Below are 16,743 nucleotides of genomic sequence, written 5' to 3'. Positions count from 1 at the left end.
GCGGGGCGCGGACGGCGTGCGATCGAAAAGGCTCAGGATGGCCGGGCGGTATCTCTACCGCGAAAAAACGCACTTTCACATAAAAAGCCACCAAATTTTTACGTTTCCGTGGCCATCATGAGTTACGTCACCTAACTATGCTCATAAAAATGTTTTGTTTCAATGGATAATTCGACTACTTTAAAGCGCTGCCTAAGCGCAGCCAAACCGAGTTCGGGATAGAATCAGCTGGCCGGTCACATGGACTTTTCGCAATCGTGGCTTCTGTGCGGGCGGAGCCGCACGGTTTGGTCAGCCGGCAAGGGGCTGGGCGGCCTGGCGTTTGCCCTGCTCGCGCTCACGACCGTCGCGCTTCCCGCCGCGGCACAGCTCGCCGGCAAGGAGTCGGTCCAGGGGCGGCCGCGGCTCGACTTCCAGAGTTACGGCCTTTCCCTCGACATGCTGACCCGGCCCGGGGATACCTCGGATACGGCCCGGCTCGGCGGCAGCTTCGATCTTTTTCCACGCGTGACGGTGGATGCGGGTCATGACAGCAATATCGTGCGCACAACCGACAACGAGATCGATTCCGGCTTCACCGAAGTGAAGGCCGCGGCCGCACTCCGGTCGAACTGGACCAATCACGAGGCGCTGCTGATCGTTAGCGTGGACGACCGGAGGGTAGGGGAGTCCAGCCGGGAGAACACCACGGACATCAGTCTCGGCGCAGCGGGCCGTTACGATCTCGGCGAGGAGCTTTTCGCGCGCGGTTTCGCCGAAGCCAAACGCGGACACATCCGGCGTGGCGACGATGCCGATCCCGGCGCGGCGTTCGAGCCGCTGACCTATAACCAGTATCTCGCGGGCGTGACCTACGACGACCGGCAGAACGACCGGCTCTTCTCCCGCGTGGTCGGCGAGGTGTTGCATCGGGACTACAACCCGACCGATGGCGTCAACCGGAGCTCGCTCGACCGCACGTCCCTCAACCTGCGCGGCCTCGTGGGGGTTTCGACGGGCGGCGAATACGATCTCTTTGTCTCGCCGGGCCTGTTGCGCGAGATGTTCGTCGAGAAGGCCTCGCAAAACCAGGATTCGACCCGGCTTACCCTGACCGTCGGAACGGCGCGGGACGTGACCGGTGTCAGCGCCTTCACCGGCCGGGTCGGGATGTCGCACCGTATCTTCGACGAAGGCTCGCGGTCGCCGCAGACGGACTTCGTTGCCTCCGCCGGGCTGCTCTGGAATCTCACGCCCGTCATGACCTTCACGGCTGGCGCCGCGATCGAGAATCAGCAATCGGACGATCCGTCCTCTGGAACGAAGCTCACCCACGGCTTCAATGCCGGGCTGGACTACGACCCGTTCGACCAGCTCATCTTCAACGCCTATTTCTCCTACGCCAACGAGGACTTCCAGCAGATCGAGCGCGAGGACGACGATTACCTGGTCGGTCTGAAGGCGACTTACCTCATCAACGAGTACTTTTTCGCCGGCCTAAGCCTCGAGCACGAGGTGTCCGACTCGACAGTGGCGAGCCGCGATTTCGAGGCGACCACGGTCGCTTTCCGGCTCGGGATGAAGCTCTGCTGCCGTATTGACGAAGGCGTCGTCGATCCGTTCAATCTCGGACGGCTCTAGGAGAGAGTGATGTGGTCTGACCTCATTCTCGCATCGAACCGGCTTACGGCCCTCGCGTTGTTGGGGCTGTGCCTCGCGCTTGCCGCCTGCGCCTCGTCCGAAGTCGACGAACTGCCGCCGCCCACGACACCGACCATCGCCGAATACCGGCTGGTCGAAGGCGACCGGGTCGCGGTGACCGTGTTCGGCCACGAGGAACTTTCCGCCATCGTCGATATCGCCGAGGATGGAAAACTGGAACTGCCGCTGGTCGGCAAGGTCGAGGCCCGCGGCAAGACCGCGCTGGAGCTGCGCGCGCTGGTGACCGAAATCGTCGACCGGCAGTTTGTCATCGATCCGAAGGTCGATATCGTGATCGCGCGCTACCAGCCGTTCTACGTGCTGGGCGAGGTGAATACACCCGGGAGCTACGATTTTGTGCTCGGTCTCAACATGCGCAAGGCGGTGGCCGAAGCCGGCGGATTTACCCGCCGCGCGGCCAAGTCGCAAGTGCTGCTGACCCGGCGTACGGAGCACGGGCAGACCGTGCGCGACGTCAGTCTCGATACCTCGGTCTATCCGGGCGACGTCATCGAGATCAAACGGCGCTGGTTCTAGGGGGGCGGATGGCGAACGTCACGGCATTCCCGAGAGGACGGCGCGGCGGCGAGGCGCCGTCGGCGCTGTTCGCCGATCCGCTGGAAACCGGAGAGACCTTCGATCTGTGGCGGCTGGTCTCCGTCATGCGGCGGCGCTTTCTGCTGATCCTGACGGTGCTGATCCTGGTGCCGCTGGCGACCGGTCTCGTCGTGTTCTCCATGAAGCCGGTCTTCTCCGGCAGCACCAAGCTGCAGATGAGCGAGCCTGGCGGGACTTTCAACATTCCGGGCCTCACCCTGCCTCAGGGCCTCGGGACCGGAACCACGAACCTTCCGACAGAGACCGCCTATCTGAGGTCGCGGGCCTTCGCATCGAAGGTCATCGACAAGCTGGAACTGGACCGGGTTGCCGAGTTCAACCCGGCGCTGCGTTCGGAAGCGGACACGGTGTGGGGCAAACTCAAGAGCGGAGCGGGCGAACTCGCCGCAATTCTGCATATCGACAAGGCCCTCTCGCACTGGTCTGAGGCCGCCAACGCCTGGCTGGTCGACAATCTCGGGCTCGATCTCGGCAAGCTCGCCTCGCCCGGGTCCGGCGAGCCCGAGAAACTTTCTCCCGAGGCGCTCTATGCCGAGGTCACCGACACTTTCCTCGACCAGCTGACGGTCGACGGGGAACAGCTCTCGCGGGTCATCACCATCGAGTTCCAGAGCAACGACGCGACTCTCGCGGCGCTGGTGCCGAACACCATCGCCGACATGTTTCTCGAACAGAAGCGCGATCAGCGCGACGAGGCGGTGCGGCAGTCCAGCCGATGGCTGACCGACCAGGTCGCGGCGCTGCAGGAACGGGTCCTGCAGTCGGAGGAGAAGCTCGAGCGTTTCCGCCGCGAGGAAGGCCTGCTCGACGTGCGCGGCACGGAATTGATGCGCCAGCAGCTCATCAAGCTGAACGATCAGTTGATCCAGGCCAGCACCGAACGGGCGGAGCGCGAGGCGCGGCTGCGTCAGGTCCAGCTCCTGATAGACCAGCAGGACGGTACCGAAAGTCTGGCGCCAGTGCTCGCCTCCCAGCTCATCAACAATCTGCGGCTCCAGGAATCGCGGATCCAGCAACGTCTCGCCGAACAACTGACGACCCTGCGCGACGGCCATCCCGACGTCATCAAGACCCGCCGGGAACTGGAGGACGTGCGCACGACGATCGCGGGCGAGGTGCGCAAGATCGTGCAGTCGATGCGCAACGAGACCGAGATCGCGCGGGTGCGCGAGGCGAACGTGCAGAACGCGGTCTCGGAGCTGAAAGCAACGATGGAAGGCCAGACGGAGGCGGAAATCGCGCTCCGGGCGATCCAGGCCGAGGTGGCCGCGAACCAGAATCTCTACGAGATCATGCTGAACCGGCTGGCGGCGGTGGATATCGAGCAGCGCGAGCCGGAGCAGGCCGGCGCCGAGGTGATTTCCCGCGCCGTAGCGCCCCGGGTGCCGATCGCGCCGAAGAAAAAGCTGGCGGTGCTTGCCTCGGTCCTGGCGGCGATGATTCTCGCCGCGCTGCTCGCGCTGCTGATGGATTTCCTGATCCGAGGCTTCAAGAACGCGAAGCAGGTGGAACAGGCGACCGGCCTGCCCGTGATTGCCAGCATTCCGCTGTCGCAGCATGTGAGCGATGCGAAGACGCCGCTGTTCGAGTTGGTCCGCCGCCGCCCGGGCTCCGCTGCCGGCCAGGGCATCCGCAAGCTGCGCACCGCGCTCAACCTGCTCGGCGAGGGCAAGCCGATCCGCTCCGTGCTGATCACCTCCTCCATTGCCGGCGAGGGCAAGTCCTCGATCGCGCTCGCCCTGGTCGTCAATGCGGTTTCCGCCGGTTTGCGTGTCCTGATCATCGATTGCGACACGGTCAGCGGTACGGTCACCAAACAGCTCAACGGGGATACCAGCCGCGGCCTCAAGCAGTTTCTGCAGGGCGAGGCGGAAATTGAGGACGCGATCGAGTTCGATCTCGGTCTCGGAATCCATTACGTCGCAACCGGCGGCGTCATGTCGAGCTCGGACGATCATTTCGCGTCGCGCCGCATGGCGGAGCTGTTGCGGTACGCGGAGAAGAATTTCGACTTCACGGTGATCGATTCCGGCCCGGCGTCGGTTGTGTCCGATACCCTGGTCCTGGTGCCGCAGGTGGACGCGACGGTCTTCGTCATCGAGTGGGAGCGGACCCGCCGCGAAACCGCGGAGCAGACCATCCGGGAGATCTACGAACTCGGCGAGAACCTCTCCGGAATCGTGATATCGAAGAACAACCTCCGGATTCAATCGATCGACGGCGGCGCCGAAGCCTATGACGGCCAGTATTACGGCGTCGATTCAAACGTCTCCCTCGACGCCGAGGAGCCCGGCTGGGCCAACGCGCGATGAGTCCGTCACGGGCCGGGACGGCCTGACCGATGCAAAACAGATCGCTCATCTGGCTCGCCGTCTGGCTCGCTATCCTCGAGGCCGTCAGCCTCTACGCCATCAACGTGGTCAGCTATGCGGTTCGGAACGGAAGCTTCGTTCTGCCCGAACGCTACGTCCTCGCCGGACTGTTCCTTTGCGCCCTTTACCTGATCTGCGGCAGCAACCAGGGCAGTTACGCCTTCCACCGCAGCGACATCGAACGTATCCACGCGATGCAGTCGCTACGCTGCTGGCTCGGAACGATGGTGATCTTCATCGTCGCGCTGTTCGCCTTCAAGATCTCGGAGGATTTCTCCCGTTTCTGGCTGGTGGAGATGGTGGTCGGCGGCAGCGTCGGCCTCGTCGCGGTGCGGACCCTCGCGCTGGCCTGGGTTCGGAAGGTACGGCGGAGCGGCTGGTTCTCCGCCAGTATCGCCGTCCTCGGCTCGCCTCGCCTGGTCAAAGAGGAGACCCTCACCCTGGTCGCCGGCCAGGGAGGTGCGACCCGACTGGTCGGCGGCTTCGTGGGCGACGGTCTCGGCAACGAGTATTTCCAGGACGTGCCGCTTTTCGGCAGCGAGGAAAGCCTTCATCGCATCATCGCGGCCGGACGGGTCGACGATGTGCTGCTGTGCTACGAGCCGGGGGACGAGAAGGCGTTCCGCACAGCACTTGCGCGGCTTCGCGAACAGCCGGTCAATATCCGCCTCCAGCTGCCCGGTTATCTCGCCGGCGTCCCGGTCCTGGGTATCGATCGGGTCGCGGGAGAGACCGGTATCATACTCGCGGACGTGCCGATCGGCGGTTGGTCGAGCGTGCAGAAGCGCTTTGTCGACATCGTGCTCGGAAGCGTGATGATCGTCGCGTTGGCGCCGGCCATGCTTGCGATCGCCCTCGCGGTCCTGTTGACGACGGGGCGGCCGATTTTCTTCCGCCAGCGCCGTTTCGGCTTCAACAACGACGAGTTCACGATGCTGAAGTTCCGCACCATGCGGAACGACGGCACCGGCTCCGCGGACGCCGGAACGCTCAAGCAGGCCACGCGCGACGATCCCCGTGTCACCGCGCTCGGCCGTGTCCTGCGGCGCACGAGCCTCGACGAGCTGCCGCAACTGCTGAACGTGCTCGGCGGCAGCATGTCACTGGTCGGCCCGCGTCCCCATGCCGTCGCCCACAATCGCCAGTATGCCGGGATCATCGACGGATATCTCGGCCGCCACCGGGTGAAGCCGGGCATTACCGGCTGGGCGCAGGTCAACGGGCTCCGCGGCGAGACCGATACGGTCGACAAGATGCGCCGCCGCGTCGAACTCGATCTCTATTACATCGAGAACTGGTCCCTCGGCTTCGACCTGAAGATCCTCGCCCTGACCGTTATAGAGGTCGGCACCGGGCGGTCCGCCTACTGATCTTCCCCGCGCAGCCAGGCCACCGTTTCCGTCAGCCCGTCTCCGAGCCTGACTTCGGCCTGGAAACCTAGGGTATCGAGGGCGTGCTGCGGGTCTCCGCGGGAATGGAGGATATCGCCGGGACGTGCCGGGCCGTGTCTGAGCCTGAGACCGGCGCCGCACGCCGCCGCGATGGCCCGCGTCAGCTCCAGAATGCTGATCGCCTGTCCGGTACAGCCGTTCACGGTCAGCGCTGCCTCCGGATCGCGACTCATGGCCGCGAGGAAGAGGCGGACGATATCGCCGACATAGATGAAATCCCGGCTCTGGTGACCCTCGCCGTTGATCGTGATCGTCTCGCCGGCAAGGCAGGCGGAAACGAACCGCGCGATCACCCCGCTATAGGGCGAAGCCGGATGCTGGCGCGGCCCGTAGACGTTGAAGGGCCGGATGATCGTGGCGCGCGGGCCGAGCGTCAGGACCGCGCTCTCGCTCTTGAGCTTGTGCTCGCCATAGGCGGAAAGCGGCGCGCATTTTGCGGTTTCGGCGACCGGGTCGGAACCGGCGTCTCCGTAGACAGCTGCGGAGGATGCGTAGACGAGCGGGATGCCGTGCGTTCGCGCCGCGGCGACGGCATTGCGAGTGCCGCCGAGATTGACTGCCTCGGCCCGATCGGGGTTTGCTGCGGCCGCCTCGACCGAGGCGATGGCGGCGAGATGGACGAGGCCGTCGCACTGTCTTGCGATCACTGAAAGCCGCGCGCCGTCGGTCACGCAGCCCCGCTCGAGATCGGCCCCCGGTGGCAGGTTGTCCTCCTGTCCGCTGGAGAGATCGTCGAGGACGGTCACCCGGTGGCCCTCTCGGACGAGCGCATGGGCCAGATGGCCGCCGATGAAGCCGCAGCCGCCGGTGATGAGATAGCGCGCCATCAGACCCGGCCCCGGCGGCGGCACCAATGGGCGCAGAGGTCGAGCAATGCGAACCAGAGGAAACGGGTATTGTGCACGAGATAGCGCCGGGCGAGGCGGCCCGGTTCGGCAAGCAGGCGATGCAGCCATTCGAGGCCGAGCGAGCGAACCCATGCGGGGGCACGTTCCAGCCGCCCCGACATGAAATTGAAGGCGGCGCCGATGCCGATCAGCGTCGCGTCGATCCCGGCGCTGTGCCGAGCCATCCACCATTCCTGGCGCGGGCAGCCGAGCCCGACGAAGACCAGCTTCGCGCCGCTCGCGCTGATCCGGGTCGCCACCTCCGGGTCGAAGTCCGGCCGTTCGGGAAGTTTCGGCGGGGACTCCCAGCCGGCGACACGGAGCTGCGGGTGCCTCTCCGACAATGTCCGCTTCAGGGCGTCGAGTTCGTCCGGCAGGCCGCCGAAGAAATAGACCGGGAGCGCTTCCGCTTCCGCGCGCGCGACAAGCCAGGGTGCGATCTCGGGCCCCGCGACCTGTTCCGCCTCGGCGTGTCCTTTCAGCCGCTGGATCCAGCTCACCGGCTTGCCGTCGGGCAGCACCAGGGCGGCCCCGTCCATCACGGCGGCGAAGGCGGAATCGGTGCGCGCCAGCGACAGGGGATGGGTGGCGGCGACGCAGACATAGGCCGGCGCTCCCTTTCGGGCGAGACAGAGGATGGTCTCTCCGAGGGTGGTGAGCGACCCGGCGGCGACCTTCCGGCCAATCACGGGCACCGTGGGGGTTCCGCCGCTCATGCCGCGACCCTGCCCGAGATCAGCTCCTCGTAGAGCGCAAGCTTCGCGGCTGTCGTCTTTTCCGCGGTGAAACGGGTTTCGTAGCTTTGTCTTGCCTGCGCGCCCCAGTCCCTGAGCCGGGCCGGATCGGAGAGCGTTTCGGCGATGACGCTTTCCATCTCCGCCGGATCGAACGGATCGAACACGCGCCCCGTCCGTCCGTCCTCGACCAGTTCGCCAAGAGCGCCGATCCGTGACGCGGCGACCGGGAGGCCGGAGGCGAAGGCCTCCGCCAGCGTCATCGGGAAATTCTCGTAGCAGCGCGATGGCAGGACCGAGAGCGCGGCGTGGCGCATTTCGGCGGCGATCTCCTCCGGACCGAGCGTGCCAAGCGCGACGGCCCGGCCCTCCCTGACCGCTGCGTCGAGCACCGGCCGGTCCGGCCCATCGCCGATGACCCGGAGCGGCGGCCAGTCCCGGCGCCAGATCTTCAGCAAGGCGGCGATGCCTTTCTCCTCCGAGAGCCGTCCGATATAGAGCGCGCCCTCGCGGGGGCCGCTTGCGGGTGCGGGCGCGAATGCGGCGCCGGGGCTGTTTCCGATCACGGCGATCCGGCCCGCCGGAAAGCCGCCGGCGACGAAGCGGCCGCGGGAGAAGTCGGTCAGCGCGATGAAACGGCCGACTGCGTGGTGCCAGGTGCCGCGCCTCCGGTGGACGTCGATCATCCGGGCGAGCGCAAGGGACCCGGGATAGGAGTTCCGGTAGCAGCGGTGGAGCACGGCCCGGTAGGGGTTGGCGCCGACGCAATCCTCGCAGATCCGTCCGTCCCGCATCAGCAGGGCAGAGGCGCAGATGTTGCGGTAATTGTGCAGGGTCTGGACCACCGGAATGCCGAGATCGCCCGCGGCATCGTAAAGCGACGCGGTGATCAGCGGGAAGATGTTGTGGGCATGGATTATGTCCGGTCCCGCCGCCGCAATCTCGGCTTTCAGCTCGTGCCGGAGAGCCTCGGTCCCTGGAAGCTGCCAGGCCGTCCGGGCTGCGTCCCACGGCGAGCGGATGGACGCATTGTCGCGTTCGAGCAGGGCGACCTCGTGTCCCGCGTCACGGAGCGCTGCCATTTCGGCCTCGACGACACGATCCTCGCCGCCGGCCTGCTGGTAGCGGCAATGGGCAAAGAGGATCCTCATCGGCCCCATACCGCGTCGATGGCTCCGATCATGCGCCGGAGCGTATTTCCGTGCGAGAAACGCGCCGCTGTGCGCCGGGCGTCCGCCGCCATCGACGCGCGTTCCTGCGGCGGGGCATCGAGGGCGCGGGCAAGCGCGGCATCGGTCGCCGCCGGGTCGAGCGGATCGAACAGCCAGCCGTTCTCACCCTCCCGGACCATCTCCTCGGCGGCCTGGGAGAGGCGGCTGGCGAGCACCGGCAGGCCCGCCGCCATGGCCTCGTTCACCACGAGACCCCATTCGTCGGCCAGGGTCGGAAAGACGAAAAGATCGCGGTCGACGAGAAGGTCCGGGATCGCTTCATAGGGGCGGTTGCCGATCAGTTCGAGTTCGAGGTTCGCCGGCAGGTCCGCGCTTTCGAGGCTTTCCCGCTCACCGCCGTCGCCGACGAGGCGCCAGTGCAGTTTCCGTTCCGGATGCGCCGCGCACCAGGCCTTGAGGCGAACGAGAAAGGGCCGGAGACCCTTGCGCGGGATCAGGCTGCCGACAGAGACGAGACGGAGCGTGCCGGCGGGGTCGGGCTTGGGTTCCGGCAGGTTCTCGAACCGGTCGAGATCGGTCGACTGGTGGATGGCGAAGATGCGGCCGGACGGAAATCCGATTGTCTCCAGATAGCGGGCGCCCGAGGTCCCGTTCGTCACTGCGCCGTCCGCCATGAAGGCGATCAGGCGCCTCAGGGCCGACCGCAATGGTCCGCGGCCCCGTTCCGTCTGCTCGGACACCGTCGCCCAGATCAGCAGCCGGGTGCGGCGGCCGGCGAGTGCGGCGAGGCGGCGATAGAGACCTGCCTGCAGGCTGCGCAAACCGAACTCGCTGCTGATCATGACATCCGGGGCGAGACAGGCGAGGCGCGGTAGCAGGTCCCAGGAGAGATGGACCGTCAGGTCCTCCGAGAATCCGTCCGGATGGCCGCGCCGGTAGGGCAAGGTTATCGACCGAATCCTGCGGACATCGAGCCCCCCGCTTCGGGCCTGCCACGGGCGGTCCGCCTCCATCTCCGTAGAGACCAGCACCGTCAGCCGGCGGACCTCCCGCTCGAGCGCGCGCAGCAGGGCCACCCGGTAGGGCGGCACGAAATTAACGAGCAGAGCGACGGAGCAACGGGGCATAAGGCAGCGATCCGAGCACCAGGCCCGAGAGAATGAAGATGGGAACCATGTTGTAGAAATAGATCAGCACATTGTCGGTCAGCATCAGGGCGAGCAGGGTGATCTGCGCCAGCCCGGTCGCGGCGCCGAGCGACGTCTCGCGCGCGCCCCATTGCTGGAACCGCTTATATTGCCGCCGGCAGGCGAGCATCATGGTGCCGAAGGCGCCGAACCAGAGCAGCAGTCCGATCACCCCGTAATCGTGCCAGATCCTGAGATAGTCGTTGTGAGGCTGCTCGATACCGGCGTGCAATGTCTCGAGGGCCTCGGAACTCGAGGCCGGACCCTTGCCGATGATCGGTGCCTCCATTGCGGAGTTGATCACCGTCGTCCAGGCGGCGATCCGGCCCATGGTGTTGATCTTGACGCCGCCGACCGCGGCCGAGAGGTCTCCCGAGAAGAAACGCTGCTTCAGCGGCTCGAAATTGAGCAGGAGGAAGGCGGCGAGGCCGACCGCCGCGACGAGGATCGCGATCAGGCGGACCCAGCCGGTAAAGCTGTCCAGCCGCATCTGCGCCAGGACGAAGACGCCGAGCCCCATTCCCATCGCCGCGCGCGAGAGCGAGAGCACCACGACGGCGTAGAGGAAAAGCGCAAGCCAGAGATCGCTCCGCGAGCCGTGCCGCCAGTAGCCGCAATGGATGGCGATGCCGATCAGCAGGAAGCCGGCGAGGGAGCGCGGCGCGAAGATCTCGGTATGGCCGAAGCCGAAGACCGGAATCGCGAGCACGTAGATCACCGCCGGAATCCAGATCGCGATCAGAACCGCACGCACGATGGCACGGCTCGGCGAGCGGATACTCATCGCAACCTGGGCGGCGACGATGAGGGAAAGAATGCTGGAGATGATGACGACGGTGTTCTGAATGCCGGGAACGGTCAGCCGGTAAAAGATGAAGCCGTAGGCGATCCAGGCGGTGAAGAGCAGGAACATGAAGACCGGCCAGCGCGTTTCGCGCACCACGTAGGGCCGCATCATGAAATGCATCACCAGCAGCAGCACGAAGAGCAGAGACAGAAACCCGCCGAGCGAGATCGCGGGGATGACGCGGAACTGGGCCGGAATGGTGACCAGTGCCTGGGCGAAGATGATGGTCATCAGCAGCGAGACGCTGAGCGGCGCCGCCTGCCCGAGCCGCCGCGCCTCCATGGCGCTCCGGTATATGGACCGGTGCACCCGGGGCGCCGGCACGTCCTCGGTGCCCGTACCCTCGGGCCTCCGGTTGTCCATGGCTCAGGCCACTCCCTGCCGGGGGCGGATCTGATGTGCCAGCGCTTCGGCGCCGTTCTTCGCCATCCGGGCCGCCGCGGCGAGCTGGGCCCAGAGCGGGATCGTCATTCCCGCGCGGGCTTCGGCGTGGATGCGGGCGAGGGCGTTCATGTAGTCCCGGCGGTCCTTCGCCGCGAAATAGCTGTCGTCCCGGCGCTCGCGCAGGCAGGTGACGGCACTGCTGTGGCGGATGCCGCCAACGCGGAGCAGGCGGAAATAGAAACTGTAATCGACGCAGATATCGAGGCTCTCGTCGTATCCGCCTGCCGCGTCCCAGGCCGTGCGCCGGAACAGCACGGTGGAATGTACCAGCCGGTTCGAGACATAGAGCGCCGCCGGGGAGATGTCGGTCACGGTGACCGCAGCGGGATCCGCCGGGGGCGGGGCGGGCGGTTCGTGTTCGAACACCAGCGCTTCCGAGCAGGCCATGGCGAGGCCGGGATCGGCCTCCAGCAACGGCAGGGTCACGGCCAGGCGGTTCGGAAGTGCGATGTCGTCCGCATCGAGAATGGCGATGTGGTCTCCTCGCGCGGCCCGGATCGTCCGGTTGAGGGCGGCGGCACGGCCGCAGCGCTCGCCGCGGATGATCGTGAGGTTTGGGAGCTCTCCCTTGAGCGCTTCGGCCACGGCGGCGGTGCCGTCCGTCGAGCCGTCGTCGAACAGCAGGATCTCGATCGGCCAGTCCCCCTCCATCGCCGCCGCCGAACGCAGCGCCCGCGCGACGAAGCGCTCGGCCTCGTAGGCGGTGGTCACAACGGAGACGGTCGGGGTTTCGTCCGCCGGCATGGATCCTCTGAACAGCACGCGAATCGGGAGCGTTTAACCTATCAGATCGCCTCCGCCTCGTATATCGTGCGAGCCGGTGACTTATCGTGATTTCTGAACCGTTTGCGCCGCATTTTTGTGCGTATTGGTTAAATGAACGTGAGCAGGATGGGCCTCAGGCGAAAAATATCGGAGCTTTTTCTCCGCCCGCTCCGGGATCGTGCGGCGGAACGCAAGCTGCGTGCGGCGGCCGCGGCGGGTACGCCGCTCCGGATCGTGCTCGGCGGCGCGGCGCCGGAGGCGGGCTGGCTCGGCTCCGATATCGGCTTCTTCGATGCCACCGACCCGGCGGTCTGGGCGGATCTCGTCGGTGCCGAGGGCAGGGTCGAGCGTCTGCTGGCGGAGCATGTGTTCGAGCATATTCCGCCGGAGCTCGTCCCCGCCGTGCTGGCGAATGCCTATCGCTATCTCGAACCCGGGGGCACGATCCGGATCGCGGTGCCCGACGGGCACAATCCGGACCCGGATTATATCCGCCATGTGGAGCCGGGCGGCATCGGGCCCGGCGCCGACGACCATAAGCAGCTCTTCACCGTCGAGAGCCTGAGCGCAGCCCTCGCGGCGGCCGGGTTCACCGTCGAGCCGCGAGAATGGTTCGATGCCGGCGGCGACTTCCACGAGGAACCCTGGATTGCCGAGCGCGGACATATCCATCGCTGCCGGCGCTTCGGAACGCCGGACAAGAGCTTCCCCTCCTCGCATCTCTCGTTGCTGGTGGACGGGATCAAGGCGTGAGCAGGATCCTGTAGACAGCGCGTGCGATCTCCCCTTTCGGCGGGGGCGGCGCGGCGCGGGACCAGACCCTAAGCTTTCCCGACATTCCATATTGCGGTTCAGTGCCCGGAACGGGAGCGAGCGGCTCTTCCGAGACCAGACGGGCGCCGTCCAGGGCGAAGTCCTTGCCGTTTTCCGTGGCCTCGATATCGCCGGCGAGCGGAAGCCAGGGCAGATGCAGGAGGTCTCCGTCCTCCGGCTCGTTCGTGATCAGCGCGTCCGCGATCTCGATCGAGTTCTCCGAGAAACGGAACCTGCGTTCGAACCGGAGACTGCCGGTCTCTCCGACGATCCGGTCCGGACCGGCCCAGCGGAACAGGGCGCCGTCGAGGACGGAGCGGAAGCGGCCCGATGCCGCCTCGAATACCGGAAGCGGATGGGCCAGCGCCCCGTAGATGCTCCCGGGCAGCTTCTCTCCGCCGTAGGCCGGCAGGGGCCGCGCGCCGGAGGCCGTCACGATATAGGGCAGTGGCTGGGCCGCCGTCAGGCCCGCATGGGGCAGGGTGACGATGGCGGAATAGGCCGGGTTGCGGAAGACCCGGATACCGTCCTTGAGGCTATCTTCGCCGCGAAACGGTTCGGGCTGGGCCGACGGTGCAAATCCTTCGAGCTGCTCCGCCGCCAGTTTCAGAACTGCTCCCGAGAAGGCGAGATAGTCGGCTTCGTTATTGTAGGAATGCCAGCCGATCCGTTCCTGATGCGGATGCGCCGGCACCGGTTCGACCTCGGTGCGCTCATCGGCGCCTTCGATCATGAGCGGGAGCGTTCCGTCGGGGCGGACTGCGGCCTCCAGGCGATCGAGCACGGCGCCCAGCAGAGCCTCCGCGCCGGGGTCTGCCAGCCCGAGCCGGAGGCCGAAGGCGAGCGCGAGACTGGCGGCGGCATAGCCGAAACTCTGCAACTGCCCGCGCCCGACGGCATTGACCTCGCCGGCGTGAAGCGCAGTGCGCTGCAGCGCCTGGAGCGCCGCGGCGAAACGATCCCGCAGGAACCGGGAGGGCTCCTTGAGAACGGCGATCTGGTAGCCGAGCAGGGCGGTCATGAAGGCGTGATATTGCTGTGTCGGCGCCCCCCGCTGATCCTCGATGAAACCGGCGGGCTGCTGGTAATGCGCGAGGGCGATCCGCCGTTCGAGTCGGCCGAGCAGGCGCCCGGCGGGGCGTCCCTCCATGATCCGGACGGTGCTTCTGAGCAGCATCCAGTTGGCGACGCGATTGCCGACGAAGCCGGGCTTGCCGAGCACATCACAGCTGTTCGCGAAGCCGGCGGCGGAACCGCCGCGAAACAGGTCGGCCAGCGCGAAGCGGACGAACTCCCAATGGTAGGGGTTCTGCCAGGCACCGATCCGCGCCCGCTTGTCCTGGTCCCGGAGCCGCGCGAGCCCGGCCTCGAGATCCTCTGCGTAGCGCTCCGGCCAGCGGCGCCAGAGCATGCAGGCGAAGGCGGTGCCGTAGAACTCGGTTTCCCGGAACCCCCGGTCGCGGTCGCATTGTGTGGCCAGTGCGTCGGCAATGCCGCGCGCGATTGTATCGAGACGACCGGAGAGAGAAGGATCAGTGACCGTCAAAATCAAGCTCCATCGCCAGGGCCAGGGTCTCGCCCGCGGGCACGCCGGCAAGCCCGCTCGCCTGCAGCTGCAACGCGCCCGCACCGCCGCGTTCCGCCGCGTACCAGAGCGCCCGGCCGACCCCCGGCAGCGCGAGCAGCGCGCGGCTCGCGCCGTCGGGCAGGGAGAGCCGGAAGAACCGGGTGAACCAGCGAATCCAGAGCTGGGCGTAGGGCGGTTTCGGCAGCAGCCGGGCATGCACGACCCAGCCCTCGGGTGCATCGCGGACATAGAGCACTTGTTCGAACCAGGGGCCGGTCGCCGCCTCCGTCACGCGGACCGTCACTGTCCCGTGCGGGCCGGAGAGACTGGCACGCGGCACCGGATGCTGGTGGTAGAGATCGCGCCCTTCGTGACCGAACCGGTCGCCGCCGATCTTCGCTTCGGTGAAGGAGTCCCTGGAAAAAACCGCGCGCAGGACAAAATCCTGAAAGAGCGAAGGCGAAAGCGTGGTAAGCGAAGCCTTCAACATGAGCCGCTGCGGGCTGACGGCGGAAGTGATCTTTGCTTCCCAGGCGCCCTCGGCCATTTCGACCGACAGGTGCCGTTCGCCGGTTTCGGGGCCGATAAACGGCGCCTGATCGTCTATAATGCGGGCGCCATATCTTTCGGGCGCAAAGGTGAAGAACGAGTGACGGTCGGCTGTTTCTATTCCAAACGCAGTGCCTTCGATGGCGCCGATCCGGATCGCGGCCGGCAGTCCCTCAACCCAGTCGCACTCCATCCGCTCCGCCTCATGCACTTCCGCCCAACCGACGGTGTTCCGGGAGCCAGCATATGACGACCGGCGGCGATCCGCAAAGCACCGAGCCACCGGTTCTGCCGACTGCGGCCGGATCCCTTGCGCGGTTTCTGGAAAGCCCGCGCAGCTACGCGCTCGTGGTTCCGACTGTGAATGCCTGCGTGGCCGCGACCGGTCTCTTCATTCCCTGGTTCATGGAGCCGGTCTCCTTCGGGCAGTTCATCCTGATCTCCACCTTCGTGCAGTATCTCTGGCTGCTCGATCTCGGCACTTCGCAGCTGATTACCCGTACGGCCGCGCGGATGAAGCAGGCCGGCATGGAGCGGCCGGGCGGGGTCAGGGTACAGGGGATCCTCTGGACCCGGTTCTATCTCGCGACGATCGCCATCACCTCGGCGCTGCTGCTGGCCTATTTCTTCCGCAATTCCTTCAAGGTGCCGCTGCCGATGCCGGCGACGCTGCTGGCGATCACCGCCGGCGGCGTGCTTTTCATCCTGATGGGTCATCTCGCGCTCTACCGGGGGCTGTCGAATTACGTCCAGTTCACGGCGAACAACGCGATCGCCCAGGTCGGCCTCACCGTGCCGCGCGTCCTCGGCCTGTTCTTCGGCGGCCTATCCGGCTGTTTCTCGGTGCTGATCCTCTGGTTCGGCGGCATAGCGGTGAACATGCTGCGGCGCGACCCGCTCGATATCCGTTACCGTCCGAGCCTGCCGCGGGTCCGGCGCACCATCGTCGCGGCCTTCCCGCTTTTCGTCTCGGTCTCGCTCTGGAGCTTCTTCATGATGGCGAACCGCTGGTTCGTCGCCGACCTCGCCGACCCGGAGACCTACGGCCAGTTCTCCTTCGCCGCCGCGGTGCTCGGGCTCTATGCCGGGACCTTCGGCACCATCGCGCAGGCCTATTATCCGAAACTCTCCGCCGAGGCCTATGCGGCCGAGCCCTTCGCGCTCTCTCCGCGCGTGGTCAACGACGCGCTGAAACTGGCGCTGGTGATCTCGGTACTCTCCAGCATCGGCGTGCTGACCGCGAAGCTGATCGTGCCGCTGGTCTACAGCGCCTATGCCGAGGCGGTTCCGGCACTGAAGATCTTCCTGGTCGCCGGCATTCCGATGATCATGGCCTCCTGGCTGATGCCGATCGCGATGTCCGCGCGGACCCGTCCGAGCCGCGAGATCGTCACCGTCTATCTGCTGGCGATCGCGACGCTCTGGGCCGGCACGGTGATCGGTTATCGGATGGCCGAACTGGAGGGCGTCGGTATCGGCGTGATCGTGGCGTCCTATGTCATGCTCGGCGGCCAGTCGGTCCTGCTGCGCCGCAGCCGCGTGCTGTCGATCCGGGACGCGGCCCGGCTGGTCGCCACGGTGGTGCTGCTGAGCGGCAGCGTGACTCTGCTCAGTGTTTTCGTGGCGCCCTGAGGGCGCCACGTTTCCGCTGACTTTC

14 protein-coding genes are annotated in these 16,743 nt (G+C 66.4%); 6 read left to right on the top strand and 8 right to left on the bottom strand.

The genetic code is table 11. The features are described from left to right. Nucleotides 1–240 precede the first annotated feature (240 nt). Genes IG122_RS14355 through IG122_RS14340 form a run of 4 tightly spaced genes read left to right on the top strand, consistent with a single transcriptional unit; the run spans nt 241 to nt 6,040 of the window. Nucleotides 241–1,620, top strand: a complete 1,380-nt coding sequence (locus tag IG122_RS14355) for an outer membrane beta-barrel protein (RefSeq protein WP_193184640.1) — start codon at nt 241–243, stop codon at nt 1,618–1,620. Between the two features lie 9 nt (nt 1,621–1,629). Beyond that, entirely contained in the window at nt 1,630–2,217 is a 588-nt protein-coding gene (locus IG122_RS14350; protein ID WP_193184638.1) for a polysaccharide biosynthesis/export family protein, read from the top strand. Nucleotides 2,218–2,225: 8 nt separating this feature from the next. Then, nucleotides 2,226–4,610, top strand: coding sequence for a GumC family protein (locus IG122_RS14345; RefSeq protein ID WP_193184636.1), 2,385 nt, complete (start codon nt 2,226–2,228; stop codon nt 4,608–4,610). A gap of 29 nt (nt 4,611–4,639) precedes the next feature. Then, nucleotides 4,640–6,040 carry an undecaprenyl-phosphate glucose phosphotransferase gene (locus IG122_RS14340; RefSeq protein ID WP_193184634.1) on the top strand — a complete coding sequence of 467 codons (1,401 nt, stop codon included), beginning with the start codon at nt 4,640–4,642 and terminating at the stop codon, nt 6,038–6,040. On the opposite strand, the gene IG122_RS14335 is transcribed toward IG122_RS14340, so the two are convergent. From IG122_RS14335 to IG122_RS14310, 6 genes are read right to left on the bottom strand one after another with little or no spacing between them, the layout of a single operon-like run. Then, on the bottom strand, nt 6,034–6,948 hold the full coding sequence (locus tag IG122_RS14335) for an NAD-dependent epimerase/dehydratase family protein (RefSeq protein WP_193184632.1): 915 nt from the start codon (nt 6,946–6,948) through the stop codon (nt 6,034–6,036). The genes IG122_RS14340 and IG122_RS14335 overlap by 7 nt on opposite strands. Continuing rightward, a complete protein-coding gene (locus IG122_RS14330) occupies nt 6,948–7,724 on the bottom strand; it encodes a WecB/TagA/CpsF family glycosyltransferase (RefSeq protein ID WP_193184630.1) in 777 nt (258 codons plus the stop codon). Before IG122_RS14330 ends, IG122_RS14335 begins: the two co-directional genes overlap by 1 nt. Then, nucleotides 7,721–8,893, bottom strand: a complete 1,173-nt coding sequence (locus IG122_RS14325; protein WP_226893575.1) for a glycosyltransferase — start codon at nt 8,891–8,893, stop codon at nt 7,721–7,723. Before IG122_RS14325 ends, IG122_RS14330 begins: the two co-directional genes overlap by 4 nt. Next, on the bottom strand, nt 8,890–10,041 hold the full coding sequence (locus tag IG122_RS14320; RefSeq protein WP_193184626.1) for a glycosyltransferase family 4 protein: 1,152 nt from the start codon (nt 10,039–10,041) through the stop codon (nt 8,890–8,892). Before IG122_RS14320 ends, IG122_RS14325 begins: the two co-directional genes overlap by 4 nt. Beyond that, nucleotides 10,010–11,311, bottom strand: a complete 1,302-nt coding sequence (locus IG122_RS14315; RefSeq protein ID WP_193184624.1) for an O-antigen ligase family protein — start codon at nt 11,309–11,311, stop codon at nt 10,010–10,012. Before IG122_RS14315 ends, IG122_RS14320 begins: the two co-directional genes overlap by 32 nt. Nucleotides 11,312–11,314: 3 nt before the next feature. Continuing rightward, nucleotides 11,315–12,136: a glycosyltransferase family 2 protein gene (locus IG122_RS14310; RefSeq protein ID WP_193184623.1), complete on the bottom strand. Its 822-nt coding sequence runs from the start codon at nt 12,134–12,136 to the stop codon at nt 11,315–11,317. 147 nt (nt 12,137–12,283) lie between these two features. Between IG122_RS14310 and IG122_RS14305 the strand changes: the two genes are divergently transcribed. Beyond that, entirely contained in the window at nt 12,284–12,910 is a 627-nt protein-coding gene (locus IG122_RS14305) for a methyltransferase domain-containing protein (RefSeq protein ID WP_404924609.1), read from the top strand. Here the strand turns inward: IG122_RS14305 and IG122_RS14300 are convergent. Beyond that, nucleotides 12,900–14,516, bottom strand: a complete 1,617-nt coding sequence (locus IG122_RS14300) for a hypothetical protein (protein ID WP_193184619.1) — start codon at nt 14,514–14,516, stop codon at nt 12,900–12,902. The genes IG122_RS14305 and IG122_RS14300 overlap by 11 nt on opposite strands. Then, nucleotides 14,503–15,279, bottom strand: a complete 777-nt coding sequence (locus IG122_RS14295; protein ID WP_193184617.1) for a hypothetical protein — start codon at nt 15,277–15,279, stop codon at nt 14,503–14,505. The genes IG122_RS14300 and IG122_RS14295 overlap by 14 nt, the downstream gene beginning before the upstream one ends. 53 nt (nt 15,280–15,332) lie before the next feature. Here IG122_RS14295 and IG122_RS14290 point away from each other — a divergent pair, with 53 nt between their 5' ends. After that, the gene (locus tag IG122_RS14290) at nt 15,333–16,718 is read left to right on the top strand and encodes an oligosaccharide flippase family protein (protein WP_193184615.1); all 1,386 of its coding nucleotides are present in this window, start codon (nt 15,333–15,335) and stop codon (nt 16,716–16,718) included. Nucleotides 16,719–16,743 lie beyond the last annotated feature (25 nt).

Origin of the sequence: Nisaea sediminum (genome assembly GCF_014904705.1) — a bacterium.
Taxonomy (GTDB): domain Bacteria; phylum Pseudomonadota; class Alphaproteobacteria; order Thalassobaculales; family Thalassobaculaceae; genus Nisaea; species Nisaea sediminum.
The sequence above is the reverse complement of the archived record's forward strand: the minus strand, read 5'-3'. Positions and strand labels throughout refer to the sequence as shown.

Excerpts from the sequence above, each read along its gene's own strand:
- IG122_RS14355 (WP_193184640.1), top strand. The coding sequence starts at position 241 with ATGGACTTTTCGCAATCGTGGCTTCTGTGCGGGCGGAGCCGCACGGTT.
- IG122_RS14350 (WP_193184638.1), top strand. The coding sequence starts at position 1,630 with ATGTGGTCTGACCTCATTCTCGCATCGAACCGGCTTACGGCCCTCGCG.
- IG122_RS14345 (WP_193184636.1), top strand. The coding sequence starts at position 2,226 with ATGGCGAACGTCACGGCATTCCCGAGAGGACGGCGCGGCGGCGAGGCG.
- IG122_RS14340 (WP_193184634.1), top strand. The coding sequence starts at position 4,640 with ATGCAAAACAGATCGCTCATCTGGCTCGCCGTCTGGCTCGCTATCCTC.
- IG122_RS14335 (WP_193184632.1), bottom strand. The coding sequence starts at position 6,948 with ATGGCGCGCTATCTCATCACCGGCGGCTGCGGCTTCATCGGCGGCCAT.
- IG122_RS14330 (WP_193184630.1), bottom strand. The coding sequence starts at position 7,724 with ATGAGCGGCGGAACCCCCACGGTGCCCGTGATTGGCCGGAAGGTCGCC.
- IG122_RS14325 (WP_226893575.1), bottom strand. The coding sequence starts at position 8,893 with ATGAGGATCCTCTTTGCCCATTGCCGCTACCAGCAGGCCGGCGGCGAG.
- IG122_RS14320 (WP_193184626.1), bottom strand. The coding sequence starts at position 10,041 with ATGCCCCGTTGCTCCGTCGCTCTGCTCGTTAATTTCGTGCCGCCCTAC.
- IG122_RS14315 (WP_193184624.1), bottom strand. The coding sequence starts at position 11,311 with ATGGACAACCGGAGGCCCGAGGGTACGGGCACCGAGGACGTGCCGGCG.
- IG122_RS14310 (WP_193184623.1), bottom strand. The coding sequence starts at position 12,136 with ATGCCGGCGGACGAAACCCCGACCGTCTCCGTTGTGACCACCGCCTAC.
- IG122_RS14305 (WP_404924609.1), top strand. The coding sequence starts at position 12,284 with ATGGGCCTCAGGCGAAAAATATCGGAGCTTTTTCTCCGCCCGCTCCGG.
- IG122_RS14295 (WP_193184617.1), bottom strand. The coding sequence starts at position 15,279 with ATGGAGTGCGACTGGGTTGAGGGACTGCCGGCCGCGATCCGGATCGGC.
- IG122_RS14290 (WP_193184615.1), top strand. The coding sequence starts at position 15,333 with ATGACGACCGGCGGCGATCCGCAAAGCACCGAGCCACCGGTTCTGCCG.